The 15,795-nt window shown below is 58.7% G+C and carries 18 protein-coding genes; 11 read left to right on the forward strand and 7 right to left on the reverse strand.

What is annotated here, in order from left to right:
* Positions 1-9: 9 nt before the first annotated feature.
* The 6 genes from rimM to WA928_RS05355 all read right to left on the reverse strand — a co-directional run bounded on the left by rimM (position 10) and on the right by WA928_RS05355 (position 5,303).
* Positions 10-630: a ribosome maturation factor RimM gene (rimM, locus tag WA928_RS05330; RefSeq protein WP_424300509.1), complete on the reverse strand. Its 621-nt coding sequence runs from the start codon at positions 628-630 to the stop codon at positions 10-12.
* 10 nt (positions 631-640) lie between these two features.
* Complete coding sequence (gene rpsP / locus WA928_RS05335) at positions 641-901, reverse strand: 30S ribosomal protein S16 (RefSeq protein WP_350383452.1); 261 nt, start codon at positions 899-901, stop codon at positions 641-643.
* 127 nt (positions 902-1,028) lie between these two features.
* On the reverse strand, positions 1,029-1,277 hold the full coding sequence (locus WA928_RS05340) for a sulfurtransferase TusA family protein (RefSeq protein ID WP_417276962.1): 249 nt from the start codon (positions 1,275-1,277) through the stop codon (positions 1,029-1,031).
* Positions 1,277-3,901, reverse strand: a complete 2,625-nt coding sequence (gene alaS / locus WA928_RS05345) for an alanine--tRNA ligase (RefSeq protein ID WP_424300513.1) — start codon at positions 3,899-3,901, stop codon at positions 1,277-1,279. Before alaS ends, WA928_RS05340 begins: the two co-directional genes overlap by 1 nt.
* A gap of 69 nt (positions 3,902-3,970) precedes the next feature.
* Positions 3,971-4,399: a hemerythrin domain-containing protein gene (locus WA928_RS05350; protein ID WP_424300516.1), complete on the reverse strand. Its 429-nt coding sequence runs from the start codon at positions 4,397-4,399 to the stop codon at positions 3,971-3,973.
* Positions 4,400-4,547: 148 nt separating this feature from the next.
* Positions 4,548-5,303, reverse strand: a complete 756-nt coding sequence (locus WA928_RS05355) for an RNA polymerase sigma factor FliA (RefSeq protein WP_424300518.1) — start codon at positions 5,301-5,303, stop codon at positions 4,548-4,550.
* Positions 5,304-5,476: 173 nt separating this feature from the next.
* On the opposite strand from WA928_RS05355, the gene WA928_RS05360 reads away from it, so the two are divergent.
* The 6 genes from WA928_RS05360 to WA928_RS05385 all read left to right on the forward strand — a co-directional run bounded on the left by WA928_RS05360 (position 5,477) and on the right by WA928_RS05385 (position 9,820).
* A complete protein-coding gene (locus WA928_RS05360) occupies positions 5,477-5,878 on the forward strand; it encodes a flagellar protein FlaG (protein WP_424300521.1) in 402 nt (133 codons plus the stop codon).
* 80 nt (positions 5,879-5,958) lie between these two features.
* Positions 5,959-7,332, forward strand: a complete 1,374-nt coding sequence (gene fliD, locus WA928_RS05365) for a flagellar filament capping protein FliD (protein ID WP_424300524.1) — start codon at positions 5,959-5,961, stop codon at positions 7,330-7,332.
* 9 nt (positions 7,333-7,341) lie between these two features.
* The gene (gene fliS / locus WA928_RS05370; protein WP_424301151.1) at positions 7,342-7,779 is read left to right on the forward strand and encodes a flagellar export chaperone FliS; all 438 of its coding nucleotides are present in this window, start codon (positions 7,342-7,344) and stop codon (positions 7,777-7,779) included.
* 9 nt (positions 7,780-7,788) lie between these two features.
* A complete protein-coding gene (locus WA928_RS05375) occupies positions 7,789-8,124 on the forward strand; it encodes a flagellar protein FliT (protein WP_417276966.1) in 336 nt (111 codons plus the stop codon).
* A gap of 3 nt (positions 8,125-8,127) precedes the next feature.
* Positions 8,128-9,495, forward strand: a complete 1,368-nt coding sequence (locus WA928_RS05380) for a flagellar hook-length control protein FliK (RefSeq protein WP_424300527.1) — start codon at positions 8,128-8,130, stop codon at positions 9,493-9,495.
* Positions 9,467-9,820, forward strand: coding sequence for an EscU/YscU/HrcU family type III secretion system export apparatus switch protein (locus WA928_RS05385; protein WP_424301154.1), 354 nt, complete (start codon positions 9,467-9,469; stop codon positions 9,818-9,820). The genes WA928_RS05380 and WA928_RS05385 overlap by 29 nt, the downstream gene beginning before the upstream one ends.
* On the opposite strand, the gene fliE is transcribed toward WA928_RS05385, so the two are convergent.
* Positions 9,817-10,152, reverse strand: coding sequence for a flagellar hook-basal body complex protein FliE (gene fliE / locus WA928_RS05390; protein WP_424301157.1), 336 nt, complete (start codon positions 10,150-10,152; stop codon positions 9,817-9,819). The genes WA928_RS05385 and fliE overlap by 4 nt on opposite strands.
* A gap of 312 nt (positions 10,153-10,464) precedes the next feature.
* Between fliE and fliF the strand changes: the two genes are divergently transcribed.
* From fliF to fliJ, 5 genes are read left to right on the forward strand one after another with little or no spacing between them, the layout of a single operon-like run.
* Entirely contained in the window at positions 10,465-12,129 is a 1,665-nt protein-coding gene (fliF, locus tag WA928_RS05395) for a flagellar basal-body MS-ring/collar protein FliF (RefSeq protein WP_424300530.1), read from the forward strand.
* Positions 12,116-13,117 (forward strand): flagellar motor switch protein FliG, encoded by a 1,002-nt coding sequence (gene fliG, locus WA928_RS05400; RefSeq protein ID WP_417276969.1) that lies wholly within the window; start codon positions 12,116-12,118, stop codon positions 13,115-13,117. The genes fliF and fliG overlap by 14 nt, the downstream gene beginning before the upstream one ends.
* Positions 13,110-13,895, forward strand: a complete 786-nt coding sequence (locus WA928_RS05405) for a flagellar assembly protein FliH (protein ID WP_424300533.1) — start codon at positions 13,110-13,112, stop codon at positions 13,893-13,895. The genes fliG and WA928_RS05405 overlap by 8 nt, the downstream gene beginning before the upstream one ends.
* A complete protein-coding gene (gene fliI / locus WA928_RS05410; protein ID WP_424300536.1) occupies positions 13,807-15,345 on the forward strand; it encodes a flagellar protein export ATPase FliI in 1,539 nt (512 codons plus the stop codon). The genes WA928_RS05405 and fliI overlap by 89 nt, the downstream gene beginning before the upstream one ends.
* A complete protein-coding gene (gene fliJ, locus WA928_RS05415; protein ID WP_424300539.1) occupies positions 15,335-15,784 on the forward strand; it encodes a flagellar export protein FliJ in 450 nt (149 codons plus the stop codon). The genes fliI and fliJ overlap by 11 nt, the downstream gene beginning before the upstream one ends.
* The last annotated feature ends 11 nt before the right edge of the window (positions 15,785-15,795 follow it).

Raw genomic sequence — 15,795 nt, forward strand, 5'->3', positions numbered from 1 at the left:
CCTGGCGCCTTAAAAATCAAGCGGCCAATTGCTGATCAGCTTGCGGTTGGGGAGATCGACCTGCTGAACATGCGCTGCCACAAAAGGAACCAGCACATGGCGCAAGCGGCCACGGGCATCGTGCGCCGGCTGAAAATCTCCGGCATCATCATAAGCACCACACGCCACTTGCAGCACAGCGTGAGCCGAGTTATCGAAGATTTGGTCGACCTGTCCCATCAGGACAGACTCTCCCGAATCAGACTGCGCGTAAAAGTCGCAGCCGATAAGGTCGATCCAGTAGTATTCGTCTGCCTGGGCATCTGGAAACGCCGCACGCGGCACCCAAACAGTGTATCCGCGTAATTGTTCGGCAGCGGTACGGTTGGCCAGGCCAAGCAGCTGTACCACGCAGTGGCCGCCCTGCTGCCGAAACGTCTGTACCTGCCATTGGGCAGGACGCGAAAAGGCACCAGACTCGAGTGGCGAGTTTGGTGCCTTTAACCACCAGACCGGTGCATTTTGCAATGCCTGAGCCTGTGGTGAGTGGGGCTGGATATTAAGCCAGCCCCGGATGCCGTGTGCCGAAGCCACCCGGCCAACCTCGATGAGGTCCTGGGGGATGGCTGCATCAGAAAAGGATTCTGGCATGTCGGCCGAATCAAGCGGCCGTGGCCACCTTGGCGGAGTATTCCTTGACCAGGCGATCAACTGTACCCGACAGCTGGGCACCGTTGGACACCCAATGCTGGATGCGATCCAGGGAGATGCGCAGCTTTTCCTGGCCTTCATTGGCGACGGGGTTGTAAAAACCCACGCGCTCGATGAAACGGCCATCGCGGCGATTGCGCGAATCGGCAGCAACGACATTGTAGAAGGGACGCTTCTTCGAGCCGCCGCGGGCCAGACGAATCACAACCATTGATAATCCTTTGATAAACCGGTGTAAAACACAAAATTTTAGCACTATGACACTGAGTATCGCAATGAGTCTTTGCGTTCAGGCCCATAGCGGACGATGAAAAACAACAGGCGATGCCTGCAAACCATTAACGCCGCTGCACGTAGTGCAGCATCACGGTGCCTTCCTGAGCAACCTGAGCCAGCAGTGGGTTGCCTGTTTGCTGGCAAAACGCCTGAAAATCCCGGACTGCATGAGGGTCAGTGGTAAGCACTGCCAACACTTGCCCGCTGGATAAATGAGCCAGCGCCTTCTTGGTGCGCAGAATAGGCAAGGGACAATTGAGCCCCTTGGCATCCACCTGCTGATCAGGCACCGGCAAAGACGTATCAGACATTACGCGACCTGCAAACGGGAAACCAGCCACGTTGCCACGCCGGCGACCGCAGCATCCAGTGCGGGCACATCCGTACCCCCACCCATAGCCATATCAGGCCGCCCGCCACCTTTGCCACCTACCTGCTGGGCAACTGCACCCACCAGATCGCCTGCCTTGACACGCGAAGTGAGCTCGGGGCTGACGCCCGCCACCAGGCTGATTTTGTCGTCAGTGACTGCCGCGAGCAAAATCACGGCATTGGAAAGCCGGGACTTGAGCTGATCGACCATACCGCGCAAGGCCTTGGGATCCACACCATTGAGACGGGTAGCCAGCAATTTGACCCCGGCAACGTCTACCGCCTGGCCAGCCAGATCGGCGCCCGCTGCAGACGCCAGCTTATCCTGAAGGCGCTCGAGCTCGTGCTCGAGGTGACGGGATTGCTGCTGCAAGGCCTGGATACGCTCAGGCACCGCGCTTGTTTGAGTTTTAAGCAGATTGGCTGCGTGGCTAAGCACATCCTGTGTGTCTTGCACCCAGAGCAGCGCATTGCGGCCGGTAATGGCCTCGACCCGGCGAATCCCCGCCGCTACCCCGCTTTCAGAGGTGATCTTGAACAAGCCAATATCACCAGTGCGTGAAACATGCGTACCCCCACAAAGCTCACGAGAGAACCCAATATCCAGGACACGAACGACGTCACCGTATTTTTCGCCAAACAGCGCCATGGCCCCGGCAGCGACGGCTTCGTCGTAGCCCAACAAACGTGTTTGTACTGCTTGATTGGCCAGAACCTGCGTATTGACGATGGCTTCTACCTGGGCGATCTCTTCGGTGCTCAGTGGCGCATCGTGGGCAAAGTCGAAACGGGTTTTGTCTGGATCCACCAAAGAGCCCCGCTGCTGAACGTGCTCGCCCAGCACCTGGCGCAAGGCTTTGTGCATCAAGTGTGTGGCGGAGTGGTTGCGCATGGTGTCGGCACGGCGCTGGCCGTCCACCTGTGTTTGCACGATATCCCCCACAGACAGTGTCCCTTCGAGGACGGTGCCATGGTGGCCAAACACGGTACTTTGAATCTTTTGTGTATCTGCAACCTGAAAGCGGGCAGCTGCATTGTGCATGACACCGGTGTCACCCACTTGTCCACCCGACTCGGCATAAAACGGTGTGGCATCCAGCACCACAACGGCATCCTGCCCCTGGGCAATCGAATCGACTGAGGTACCGTCAACATATAAACCCGTGATGGTGGCCTGGCCTTCGAGATGTTCGTAGCCATCAAAGCGGGTATCCACGCCATCGTAGCTGAGATCGGCCACAGCCTTGAACTTGCCAGCGGCACGAGCCTGCTCGCGCTGATGTGCCATGGCGGTTTCAAAGCCGTCAAGATCCACCTGAATCTTGCGCTCGCGGCAAATATCGGCGGTGAGATCCACCGGGAAACCATAGGTGTCATACAGGGTGAACAGCGTTTGGCCATCCAGTGCCTTTCCCGAGGGCAGGGCCGACAGCGCAGACTCGAGAATCCGCATGCCGTTCTCGAGGGTTTCGCCAAAGCGTTCTTCTTCCTGGCGCAGCACTTGCTCGACGCGTGCCTGCTGGGCGGAGAGCTCTGGATAAGCAGCGCCCATTTGCTCGACAAGGTCGGCCACCAGCCGATGGAAGAACACCTTTTTTTGCCCCAGCTTGTGGCCATGACGCAAAGCACGACGGATGATGCGGCGCAGCACGTAGCCCCGCCCCTCGTTGCCCGGAATCACACCATCCACCACCAAAAAGCTGCAGGCGCGGATGTGATCGGCAATCACCTTGAGCGAATTGTCGGCAAGATCGCTGGTGCCGGTTTCACGGGCGGCTGCGCGAATCAGGTGCTGAAACAAATCGATGTCGTAGTTGGAATGCACATGCTGCAGCACGGCTGCAATGCGCTCGAGCCCCATACCGGTATCTACACAGGGCTTGGGTAGCGGGTGCATGGTGCCCTGGGCGTCACGCTCGAACTGCATGAACACGAGGTTCCAGATTTCGATGTAGCGATCACCGTCTTCTTCGGGAGAGCCCGGAGGGCCACCCCAGATATCGTCACCATGGTCGTAAAAGATCTCGGAGCACGGCCCGCAGGGGCCGGTATCGGCCATCTGCCAGAAATTATCCGAGGCATAGCGCGCGCCTTTGTTGTCGCCGATGCGAATAATGCGCTCGGGAGGGACGCCCACCTGCTGGGCCCAGATATCGTAGGCTTCGTCATCTTCGTGGTAGACAGTGACCCAAAGTTTTTCTTTGGGCAAACCGTAGACGTCGGTGAGCAGCGACCAGGCATACTGAATCGCATCCTGCTTGAAATAATCGCCGAAGCTGAAATTGCCCAACATCTCGAAAAAAGTATGGTGCCGGGCGGTATACCCGACATTTTCGAGGTCGTTGTGCTTGCCACCCGCCCGAACGCAGCGTTGGGCAGTGGTTGCACGATGGTAGGGCCGGCTGTCTTTACCGGTAAAGACGTCCTTGAACTGCACCATACCTGCATTAGTAAACAGCAAGGTGGGGTCGTTGGCCGGCACCAGGGGCGAGGACGGTACGACCTGATGCCCCTTGGATTCAAAAAAGGACAGGAACTTCTGACGGATTTCGGAGGTTTTCATTCGTTAGGCCGCAAGGGGAAACTAGCCGGCCATTATAGAATGGCTTTCCGGGAACCGCTGCAGCAATGCTTACGCGTAGCTGTGTTCTTCCATCGCCTCGATCGCAGGATAGAACTCACGATTCTCGCGCACCATCCGCGTGTGGATGTTTTTAAGAACAATATTGGCCTCGGCCCTGAACTCTTCAGGCTTTTTACTCAGCAAGGTGGCATTGCTCCAACGACGCGCAAAATTGATGAATGCATTGGCAATGCCCGGCATATCATTTTGATAGGCACGGCTCATATTGGCCATGGCGGCGTCGCCACTGCGCTCCAAGGACGGATACAAGATACGATCTTCGATCGCCAGGTGCTGCGTGATCACCTGTGACAGCGCCTTGAGCTCGTGCGCAATATCCACTGCGTACTCAACCACCCCCTGATGTGACAGCTTGCGCAATACAGCAATACCACTGAGGATTTCGACGTGATGGCTTTTGAAACGATCGATATTCATGGAAGAACTTCCTTCTGGACGACTAGGGATGACTCTGAGTGTGACTGCTTATTTCATAAGATATATTTTATATAAATCTTTTGCAGTGCACAAGATGGTCAGCGGCAGAATTCAGATCTGGCATTGTCTTTAGTGGCCAGGCACAGTTTTAAAGCAGATTTTCGAGGTCATCTCCGCCAGGTTCGGGATCCCAGGAATGGCTGGACAACCAGGCACGAATCCGTGCAACCGCCTGCGAACGCAACTGTGAGACTCGCCCCTCGGTAACCTGGAGCACTGCCGCAATCTCTTTTTGATTGAGATCTTGTTCAAATTGCAGCGACAACAGCAATTGCTCGCGCTCCGGCAGATTTTCGATGGCCGACACCAGGGCACCGCGCAGGCCCTCACGCACCAGCCAATGAAGCGGATTAGCATCTGGTGCACCCTGCCCGGCCGTATTGATCGCAGCATCGGCATCTGCGCCCTCACGGTGTTGGATGAGATCTTCGATCATCAACACCTGCATGCCCCGGGCGTCTTCCAGCAGAGCCTGGTAGGCAGCCAAGGTAATGCCCATATGCTCAGCGATTTCAGCTTCGGTGGGCGCGCGCAGCAATTGGTGATGCAATGCATGGATGGCTTCTTCGATGGCTCTGGCCTTGGTGCGCACACTGCGAGGCAGCCAGTCCTGGCTGCGCAATTCGTCCAGCATAGCCCCCCGGATGCGGGTGATCGCATAGGTTTCGAACTGGGCATCCGCCTGTTGCTGGTAACGACGCACAGCATCCAGCAGCCCCATCATGCCGGCTTGCATCAGATCATCGAGCTCTACGTTGGCAGGCAAACGCCCGACAAGCGACAAGGCCTGCCGGCGCACAAGCGGTGCATATTGGGCGATCAGCTGATCCTCAGAGACAGACATCGCGCGTGTAAGGGGCCGTACTCATAATTAATGTAAGTATGCACCAAGTTGGCGCCCTAAACTTTTTGGCCATCCTGCCGTTATGCCCTTTGAGAAAGCCTATTCGACAAACCCCGGGGCCACATAGGGGTATTTGCCTGAGTCAAGCAGATATCTTCCGCAAAGGAACACAAATGATCAATTCCATCGGCAGTCAGTTAACCCCCGCCAGCCTGGGCTTGGCACCTATGGCCCCCAACCAGATCGCCGGCAAACCAGCGGTATCCCCCTCTGCCGCCTCCGACAATACCCAATCGTCATCCGGCCACGCCAACCAGCAGAATGCCGCGCTAGAAGGCAATCCGCCCCCGCCGCTCTCTTCACTCGAAAAAGCGCTGGAAGCCGTAAACAGCAACCTCACGGCATGGTCTACGGGCATGCGTTTCGACATGGACAAAGACACCCAGCAGCTAGTGATCTCCATCATTGACAGCGCCAGCGGCGACGTCATCAAAAAAATCCCTTCCGAAGCCATGCTGCGCATTGCAAAAATGATTGTGCAACTGCAGGGCTCCGGGGTAGACACCAAAGCCTGAACAAAAACTGAATCTCGCCCTTGTCGCTGGTTTTGCCCAGGGCCGAACCAGCGCATAATGGATAAAACGGAGTACTTACCATGGCAACTGTTTCCTCTCTCGGCTTGTCCGGGCTGCCACTCACCGACCTGCTCAACAACCTGCAAAAAAACGAAAACCAGGTGCTGGCGGTTATCAGCGACCGCAAGGCCGTTGCGCAGGCCAGGCTCACAGCCTATGGCAAGCTTAAAGATGCCATCGCGTCGTTTCAAAAATCGGCCGAAACCGTTGGCAAAACTGATACGTTTGGTGCAATCGCTGCCAAATCCAGTTCTGAAGCCATCTCAGTCAGCAGCACCAACAAGGCCATTGCAGGGCAGTACGCCATTCAGGTGTCCCAGCTGGCCACCTCCCAAACACTGGTCTTTGCAGGCCAAGCCGATCGCACCAGCGCCATTGGTACGGACGGCACCTTGTCGATCACTCTGCAAGACGGCACCACCAAGTCACTGGATCTCACCGGCCAAGATACTTCACTCAACGGCCTGGCAAATGCCATCAACAACGATAAAGACATCGGCGTCAACGCCACCGTCATCAACGACGGCAGCGGCACCCCTTATCGCCTGTTACTGACCAGTCGCGAAACCGGTGCGCAAAACGCGGTCAGCAACATCTCGGTTGCCAACAACGCCACCCTCGATAGCTTCCTGCAGTACGCCGGTACCGATGCAGCCAATGTCACCCAGGGCCAGGCGGCCCAGGATGCCTTGCTGAACATCAACGGCGTAGACATCACCAGTGCCACCAACACCATCGATAACGTCATCGACGGCGTCACCCTGACACTCAATCAAACCACCACCGCCGCGGCCACGGTCTCACTGTCAAAAGATGATTCCGTTGCCAAAAATGCCATCCAGGACTTCGTCAAGTCGTATAACAGCCTGCTAGGTACGCTCAAGTCGCTCACGTCTTATAACGTTGATAGCCAGACTTCCTCGGCACTCACCGGCGACTCCGTCGCGCGTTCGGTACAAACCCGTATGCGCGACGCTATTTTGGGCGGTTTCGACGCCTCCCAGGGTACCAACCTGGCTCAAATCGGCATCACCACCGATCCCAAAACCGGTGAACTCCAGATCGACGACACAAAGCTCAGTGCCGCCCTGGCCGACAACACTTCAGGCGTCACCTCTTTGTTTACCAGCGGTACCGGTATTGGCAAGCGGGTCAGCGACACCGCCGATGCCTTTATCAAAACCGATGGCATGCTGAGTGGCGCCCAGGATGGTCTCACCAAAACCGTTGCCGACATCCAGAAGCAATACGAGGCCACCGCCGATCGTATCAACCAACGGATGGACACCTATCGCGCGCAATTTACCCAGCTCGATGCGATGGTGTCGCAAATGAACTCCCTCAGCAGCTACTTGTCGCAACAGCTCAGTGCGCTTAGCGCCACCAAGAAATAAAGCACCATGATGACCTACGCCCCACGATCCCGATCAGCACGCGCCACCGGGTCTTACGCCACCATCGGACTCGAAACCGAGGTACTCAGTGCCTCACCTGAGAGACTGATTTCGCTGTTGTTCCGGGGGGCGCTCACCTCCTTGACGCAGGCTCGCCATTATTTTCAGGCCGGCAACATCGCGGCCCGGGGCAAGGCCATCTCCAAGGCAATTGATATTGTTGACTCGGGCCTGAAGGCAGGAGTGGATACCGAGCGTGGTGGTGAGGTTGCCAAATTACTGATTGCCTCGTACGAAATCATTGTGCGAGACCTGATGCTGGCCAACCTGCACAGCGACACCGAAAAACTTGCATCTGCTGAAAAGCAACTTGGCGATCTGGCCCAGGCCTGGTACACGGCGGTCGACCCTCAATTTCAGCCCTCATCCACTCGCGATTCCCAGTAGGCACCCCGATTGACCGCAAGCAAGGATACTTTGCTGGAGCACTATCAAGCCATCGCCGACATCTCGGCGCGGATGCGTGCGCTTGCACAATCCAAGCAATGGGATGACCTCCTCACTTTGGGCCAGCAGTACCACGCGGCAGTCGACAAGCTCCGGCTTTTAGGGCCCCTGGACACCGAAGACCGCGCGGCACGCCGGGATCTTCTGGTGCGCATTCTCGACGACGACGCACAGATCCGCAAACTGGTTGCCCCCGAGCTCGATCGCCTGGGGCACCTGCTGGGCACCATCAAACGCCAACGGACCGTATTGCAAACTTATTACAGTACTGTCCGTCCTCAATAAGCCATGAGCATCGGGGCCCCCTCCAATCTTGGCACCCTGCTTATCCAGCGCCTGGATGCAGCACTGGGCACTACGCTTGGCCAACAAGCCAATGTGGTATCCGGGGCCGGGCCCCAGGCGGTTCCTCAGCCTGGCAGCCCCGAGAACCCCAACGCATTACGCAACACTGTCCAGCGTGACCCTCAACAATCAGTTGACCAGGCCAACGCAGAAGGGCAACGACGCGCCGCCGTGGGCAAGGCCACGCGCGAGATGCAACTGGACAACCTGCTGGGGCGCGCAACGACATTTCACGGCACCACACAATCGGCGCCCACCACCCTGGGCCACGCGGCCCGCATCATCCTCGCACTTTTAAACCAGTTTCCCGAAGGCCAGGCAGCCATCCAGGGCAAAGCACCTCTACTGCTGCCCTCGGCCGGCCGGCCGGCCGAGGGCGCACCAAGCGCGCCAGCCAATCAAAACCAGGGGGCGCAGGCAGCAGCCAACACGTCAGCAAATGCTGCCTCCGCCACTACCCGGCCAGCGGTCAGCGCCAATCAGGTGTGGGCACAACTGGCCACAGCACTGGATCAACCCGGTGCCTTGTCTGCACGGCTGTCTCAGGCATTATCCCAGTCTGTCCAAAACAGTGGCCTGTTTTACGAATCTCATCTGACACAAGTAGCTGCAGGAAAACTGCCCGCACAACTGCTGCGGCAAGAACCACAAGGGCAAATCCCGCCGCAGGCCCAGCGCAGTTTGCCCCAAGGCCAGACAGCTTCTGGGCCAGCTTCTGCGGCACCCACATCGCTCAGCACCCTGGTACAGCAAGCCCAAACATCTGGGCCTTCATCCCAACAGCCCAATCTGCCTGGCACCCCTATTCCTGCAGCACCACCGGCAGCGCCCACGCTGCCAAGCCTGGCTACCGCATCCGCCCATGCGTTATTGGCCGCCAGCATCGACCCTCAAGTCCAGCATATGGTGCGCCAACAACTGGATGTCCTGGCCCAGCAAGCTTTTGCCTGGCAGGGAGAAGCCTGGCCTGGTGCAGACATGCACTGGAAAATCGCCCGTCGCCAGCCAGGCGATGGCCAACAGCCTGGCACGGATACCGAGTTCTGGTCTACCGGGATCACAATACGCCTGCCTGTGCTGGGCGAAGTCAAGGCGCGGATCAATCTTTCAGGGGATCAGTTGCTGATGCGGTTGACAGCACCGGATTCTGCGCCACGCCTCAGCGAGGCTTTAGAGCCGCTAAGATCCCGGCTATTGGCACACGGCCTACAAGCCAGTCAACTGTCTGTTCACAGTCGGGATCCTGTCCCGGATGATTTGCCGCCAGATCCCGTTTTGGATGATGAACCCGATGAAACCCCGGCAATCTGACCTCTCCCAACGGCCCAGCGCTGTTGCTGTGGCCTATAGCCCCAAGGACAATGCCCCACGGGTGGTTGCCAAGGGCTACGGCAATCTGGCAGAAACCATCATCCGCACCGCACGCGAGCACGGCCTGTACGTGCACGAGTCTCCCGAGCTTGTGGGGCTTTTGATGCAGGTGGATTTGGACGCGCATATCCCGCCCCAGCTTTATGTGGCCATCGCCGAACTCCTGGCATGGCTGTATGCGCTGGATAACGGAGAAGACGGGGTGATCAAAAAAGCCGAGGCGGACGTTGCCCACCTCGGCCCGGCAGCGACATCAGCGCCTTAAATCGCCATATTGGCGATTTCTTTATAGGCTTCTACTAGGCGATTGCGTACCTGCACGCTGGCCTGGAAGGACAAACCGGCCTTTTGCAGGTCGATCATGACATTGCTCAGTGACACGCTTGGGTCTCCAAGCTCGAAGGCGCGTGCCTGGGCGTTTGCCGCATTTTGTGCGTGTGACACCCGATCAAGGGATCGGGCAAGCTCAGTGGCAAAACCACCCGATGCCTGGGCAGGACCAGACTGAGGCTGAACGGTAAGCCCCTGAGATGCACGGGCAACCGAGCGCATCTGGGACAAGAGGTTTTCGACGCTAGCCAAAGCTTGGGAATTGATCATGGAAACCAAACCAACAAGGAGCCCACACAAGGCAGGCTGTTCAGAGAATGTGTCAGCGTTGTAATATACGCGATTAAAAGCTACGGATTGCCGTCAATAGTGGCCTGTTGTCGGGGTAGTTTGCGCAATTCAGCGTATCAGGCTAACTAAGCCCCAAAAGCCACGCTTTTCAGGGCTTGCCCAAAAGACAATTAACGCCATAATGGCGGCGATCCCTTCGATACACTGCCGCATCAGCATGCACATCATCCAGACACATTTCTCCTGGCCCGGGCATTGCCTGATGGCACTCACCGTTACTGTTTTCCGATGAATCCCATTGCCGACTGGACAAGCAAAAGCCCCGTGTTTGCACGGGTGGCAGCATTGCCGCGCCCGGTGCTGCTGGGTTTGGGCGCTGCACTACTGGCCCTGGTCGTCGTGGCATCCATGTGGATGCGCGAGGCAGACTACAAAACACTGTTTTCCAACGTCGAATCGCGAGACGGTGGCGCCATTGTTTCCGTCCTGACCCAACGCAACATCCCCTACAAGTTTGCAGACAACGGCGCCACCATTCTGGTGCCGGCTGATCAGGTCTATACGCTGCGTCTGCAACTGGCCGAGCAAGGCCTGCCGCGCGGCGGTAGTGTGGGGTTCGAATTGCTGGACAAACCTCAGTTTGGGGCCAGCCAATTTACAGAACAAATCACCTATCAGCGGGCCCTCGAAGGAGAACTCGCCCGTTCGGTCGAAGCGCTGCAAAGTGTTAAATCCGCCCGCGTACACTTGGCTATCCCCCGTCAGTCGCTCTTTGTCCGCGACCGTGAGGCACCCACTGCTTCAGTGCTGGTTACCCTATTCCCTTCGCGCAGCCTCAGCGAGGCACAAGTCTCGGCCATCACCTGGCTGGTGTCCTCCAGCGTCCCCAAGCTCAACGCTGAAAACGTCTCAATCGTCGATCAAAACGGTCACCTGCTGTCCAATCCGGGCAACGAGGCGGGCAACGACAGCACGCGCCGCAATTTTGTCGCCGACGTCGAGCAACGCACAACCCAGCGAATCCTGACCCTGCTCAATCCGATTGTGGGCCCGGGCAATGTGCGTGCTCAAGTCAGCGCCTCAGTAGATTTCTCCCAACGCGAACAAACCTCCGAGGTCTATCGACCCAACGAAACCCCGGGCACCGCAGCCATTCGCAGCAAGCAAACCAGCGACTCCGCCCAAAACGACGGACGCTCGCCAGAAGGTGTACCAGGGGCGCTCAGCAATCAGGCGCCTGCCAATGCCACTGCCCCCATCCAGACACCAGCAGCACCTGTTACCCCGGGCAATGCGGCAAACCCAGCTGCACAAACCCCCGGCCAGGCGATCGTCAATGGCACACCAGTCGCAACCACCAACCGGGGATCCGTGCGCAACGATGCCACGGTCAACTACGAGGTGGATCGCACGATCAGCCACGTCAAGCACGAACTCGGCACCCTCGAGCGCCTGTCTGTGGCAGTGGTTGTCAACTATCGCGACAAGGATGGCGAGCCCGCACCACTGGACGCCTCCGAGATGGACAATATCAACGCTTTGGTCAGACAGGCGATGGGTTACTCGGCAGACCGTGGCGACACACTGAGCGTGGTCAACAGCGAATTCACCGATCAAGAGCCCACCGTGAAGGTCTGGGAGAACCCAACCTATCAGGCGCTGGCACTGCAGATCGGCAAGATCCTGCTGATCCTGGCGGTACTGTTCTTCCTGTGGCGCTCGGTGATTCGGCCGATCGTGCAGGGCTACGCCAACGCCCAGGTTGAGCGCGTGAAAAGCGAAGCTCACTTGGAAACCATGCGCGAGCAGCGGCGACAAGAAGAGCTACGCGAATCCGAGCTGAACCGCTACGAAGAAAACCTCGAAACCGCACGCGGGCTTGCCCAACGTGACCCGCGCGCTGTTGCCATGGTGATGAGATCCTGGATGAATCCGAAAAATGCCAAATCCTGACGCTGATCTTGACCGTTGCGCAATCCTTATGATGTCTCTGGGTGAGGATGCCGCAGCCGAAGTCTTTAAATACTTGTCCTCGCGCGAAGTGCAGCAGGTTGGTTCGGCCATGGCCAATCTCAAGCAGGTTACCCGTGCAGATGTCGACAATGTCCTCGAAGATTTCCGTCGCGAGGCCGACCAATTTATGGCCGTCACCCTGGGGTCGGATGATTACATCCGCTCGGTACTCACCAAGGCCCTTGGCACTGATCGCGCTGCGGGCCTGATCGAAGACATCCTCGAAGCGGGCGAAGGGACAGGCTCGGGTATTGACGCCCTGAACTGGCTGGAGCCTGCCAACGTGGCAGAGCTCATCGCCGACGAACACCCGCAGATCATCGCAACCATCCTGGTACACCTCGAGCGCGATCGCTCATCGGCCATCCTGGCACTGCTCAACGAGCGTTTGCGCAACGATGTGATGATGCGGATCGCAACGTTCGGCGGCGTCCAGCCAGCTGCCTTGCACGAGCTCACCGAAGTGCTCAACCAGGTGCTCTCCGGCCAGGGTGCCAAGCGCTCGAAGATGGGTGGTGTGCGCACTGCCGCCGAGATCCTGAACTTCATGAACACCACCGAGGAAGAAGCCGTCGTCAGCAGCCTGCGCGAAGTCGATGCCGACCTCGCCCAGCGCATCGTCGACGAAATGTTCGTGTTCGACAACCTGGCCGATGTTGAAGACGCGGCCATCCAGCTGATCCTCAAAGAAATCGACACCGCCTCGCTGACTATCGCTCTTAAGGGTGCGGGCGAAGAACTCAGCGCCAAATTCTTCAAGAATATGTCCAACCGGGCTGCTGAAATCCTGCGCGACGATCTCGAGGCACAAGGCCCCGTACGGATGTCGCGCGTGGAAGCCGAGCAAAAAGCCATCCTTATGGTGGCGCGCAAACTGGCCGATGCCGGCCAGATCAATCTGAGCATGGGCAACGACCAATATGTCTGACAAGCCCTCTTCCGATCTCCAGGCGCGTGCCCGCTGGCAGCGCTGGGAGATGGATTCCCTGGAGGCCTTGCGCACGCAGCAGAAACGACGCGCCAGCGACACGCCGCCCGCACAGGCCGAAGCACTGAAAAGGCGTGCACAGGCCTTGGCCCAGGCGCGCAAAGAGGGCCTGGAAAAAGGATACCAGGAAGGCTTCGAAAAAGGCCTGGCAGACGGCCACGCACAAGGGCTTGCCACCGGGCACACCGAAGGCCACGCTGCCGGGCTGGCCGCTGGCCGCGTCGAAGGGCAGGCGCAGGGCTATGAGTCCGGGCGCACCGAAGGCAGCGCCGTGCTGCAAGAAAACGCCGCGCGGCTGGATGCATTGGCACAAACCTGTGCCAATGCCCTGAATCAGCTCGAAGAAGAAGTCGGCCAGTCCTTGATCCAATTGGCTACGCGGATCGCCGAGCAGGTGCTGCAGGATCAGCTGCGCGAGCATCCCGATCACATCCTTGCTGTCGTACAAGAGGTTTTGCAGGCGCGGCCCGAACCCAGCGCCCCCCTCAATTTGCGTCTACACCCGGACGACCTTGCCCTGGTCAGCCCCTTTTTGCAGCAAAACCCCGAAATCAGTCACTATCGGCTGATTGCCGACGAACACCTGACGCGAGGCGGCTGCGTCGCCGAGACCGCCTTGGGTTCGGTGGATGCCACCCTTGAGACGCGCTGGCAACGCATCATCGCATCACTGGGACAGGCCGCCCCTGCCCTGCCCGCTGGCCATGGTAGCCGCTGACACCCCCCTGGATACCCCGGGTGCCCGCTGGCGCGCCCAGCTTGGCGTATGCCTGGACCGCATCGAAGCACGGCAGGCCACCAGGCGCCAAGGCCGTGTGACACGAGCCACAGGCCTGGTGCTCGAAGCCACCGGTTTGCAACTCCCCGTAGGGGCTGCCTGTCAGGTGCAGGTATCCCCAGGCCGAAACCTCTGGGCAGACGCCGAGGTTGTTGGCTTCCACTCGGACACCCTGTACCTGATGCCCCAGGGAGACATCACTGGCCTGCGGCCTGGCGCCAGGGTAGTACCAGCCGAAACCCTGCTACTCGACCCCGTCCGCCTGCCCACAACCTATCAAGAAGCCCCCTATGCGCCTGGCGCAGACCAGGCAAGACACCTGCCCGTGGGACTGGCATTGCTGGGCCGGGTACTCGACGGCGCCGGCCAGCCACTGGATGGCAAGCCTCTGCCAACCGATCTCGACATGGCGCCCCTGAACGCCATCCAGATCAACCCATTGACGCGGGCCCCGGTGGATACTGTGCTGGATGTGGGCGTGCGGGCCATCAACGGCCTGCTGACGATCGGCCGCGGGCAGCGCATGGGCCTGTTCGCAGGCTCTGGCGTGGGCAAGAGCGTGCTCCTGGGCATGATGGCCCGTTACACCCAGGCAGACGTGATCGTGGTGGGGCTCATCGGCGAGCGTGGCCGCGAAGTAAAGGAATTTATCGAACTCAATCTGGGGGCAGAAGGCCTGGCCCGATCTGTGGTGGTGGCAGCGCCCGCCGATGTCTCGCCACTATTGCGGCTACAAGGTGCGGTGTACGCCACCCGATTGGCCGAGTTTTTCCGCGACCGCGGCAAGCATGTTTTGCTGATCATGGACTCTCTGACGCGCTACGCCATGGCTCAGCGCGAGATTGCCCTGGCCATCGGAGAGCCACCTGCCACCAAAGGCTACCCGCCTTCGGTGTTCGCAAAACTGCCTGCCCTGGTAGAAAGAGCGGGCAATGGTGCACCGCAAGACGGCTATGAGGCGGGGTCGATCACAGCTTTTTACACGGTGCTTACCGAAGGCGATGACCAGCAGGACCCCATTGCAGACTCTGCCCGGGCGATTCTGGACGGGCATATTGTGCTGTCGCGTACACTGGCAGAATCCGGACACTACCCTGCCATCGACATTGAAGCATCCATCTCTCGCGTGATGTCGGGAATTGTGCCCGCCAGCCAGTTTCGCTGCGTTCATCAGTTCAAGCGGATGGTGTCACGTTACCAGCGCAACCGCGACCTCATCGCAGTAGGTGCCTACACTGCGGGCAACGATCCCGAAATCGACCAAGCTATCGAACGCTATCCTTGGCTGGAGGGTTACCTGCAACAAGGTATCGATACACAGATCGATTACCCCACCGCCGTGGCTGCGCTGGGCGGCGTATTGGGTCAGGAGATTTCGCATGAATCATGAGACTCCGCTGGATGTGCTGATCAACCTCGCACAAGAGAAGCTGGACGACGCCGGGCGCGCACTGGCCGATCTCGGTACACAACGCCGTGAGGCACAAAACCAGCTAAATACGCTGGATCACTATCGCTCTGATTACACCCAGCGCCTGCAGGACACCACCGAGGGCGGTGTAACTGCCTCGAATTACCACAACTTTAGGCACTTTATCGCCACATTGGATGAGGCCATTTCGCAGCAAAATAGGATCATCGCCCAGATCGACTCGCGAATCGATACCGGGCGTCAGCAGTGGCACCACGAAAAACGCCAATTAAATTCCTACGAAACACTAAAAGCCCGCCAGACCCGGCAACTGCAAATCCGCGAGCAGCGCCGTGACCAGCGGGCCAGCGACGAAGCCGCAGCCAGTCTTTACCGACGGCTACGCCAGACCCACTGAATCCGTCATTG

The organism is Castellaniella sp., assembly GCF_049651205.1.
Lineage (GTDB): Bacteria > Pseudomonadota > Gammaproteobacteria > Burkholderiales > Burkholderiaceae_B > Castellaniella.

What these genes read in the sequence shown, in the direction of transcription:
- fliG (WP_417276969.1), top strand. Translation starts at nt 12,116, where the DNA reads ATGCCAAATCCTGACGCTGATCTTGACCGTTGCGCAATCCTTATGATG.
- rimM (WP_424300509.1), bottom strand. Translation starts at nt 630, where the DNA reads ATGCCAGAATCCTTTTCTGATGCAGCCATCCCCCAGGACCTCATCGAG.
- WA928_RS05405 (WP_424300533.1), top strand. Translation starts at nt 13,110, where the DNA reads ATGTCTGACAAGCCCTCTTCCGATCTCCAGGCGCGTGCCCGCTGGCAG.
- fliI (WP_424300536.1), top strand. Translation starts at nt 13,807, where the DNA reads ATGCCACCCTTGAGACGCGCTGGCAACGCATCATCGCATCACTGGGAC.
- alaS (WP_424300513.1), bottom strand. Translation starts at nt 3,901, where the DNA reads ATGAAAACCTCCGAAATCCGTCAGAAGTTCCTGTCCTTTTTTGAATCC.
- fliJ (WP_424300539.1), top strand. Translation starts at nt 15,335, where the DNA reads ATGAATCATGAGACTCCGCTGGATGTGCTGATCAACCTCGCACAAGAG.
- WA928_RS05385 (WP_424301154.1), top strand. Translation starts at nt 9,467, where the DNA reads ATGAACCCGATGAAACCCCGGCAATCTGACCTCTCCCAACGGCCCAGC.
- rpsP (WP_350383452.1), bottom strand. Translation starts at nt 901, where the DNA reads ATGGTTGTGATTCGTCTGGCCCGCGGCGGCTCGAAGAAGCGTCCCTTC.
- fliF (WP_424300530.1), top strand. Translation starts at nt 10,465, where the DNA reads ATGAATCCCATTGCCGACTGGACAAGCAAAAGCCCCGTGTTTGCACGG.
- WA928_RS05380 (WP_424300527.1), top strand. Translation starts at nt 8,128, where the DNA reads ATGAGCATCGGGGCCCCCTCCAATCTTGGCACCCTGCTTATCCAGCGC.
- WA928_RS05355 (WP_424300518.1), bottom strand. Translation starts at nt 5,303, where the DNA reads ATGTCTGTCTCTGAGGATCAGCTGATCGCCCAATATGCACCGCTTGTG.
- fliS (WP_424301151.1), top strand. Translation starts at nt 7,342, where the DNA reads ATGACCTACGCCCCACGATCCCGATCAGCACGCGCCACCGGGTCTTAC.
- WA928_RS05360 (WP_424300521.1), top strand. Translation starts at nt 5,477, where the DNA reads ATGATCAATTCCATCGGCAGTCAGTTAACCCCCGCCAGCCTGGGCTTG.
- WA928_RS05350 (WP_424300516.1), bottom strand. Translation starts at nt 4,399, where the DNA reads ATGAATATCGATCGTTTCAAAAGCCATCACGTCGAAATCCTCAGTGGT.
- fliD (WP_424300524.1), top strand. Translation starts at nt 5,959, where the DNA reads ATGGCAACTGTTTCCTCTCTCGGCTTGTCCGGGCTGCCACTCACCGAC.
- WA928_RS05340 (WP_417276962.1), bottom strand. Translation starts at nt 1,277, where the DNA reads ATGTCTGATACGTCTTTGCCGGTGCCTGATCAGCAGGTGGATGCCAAG.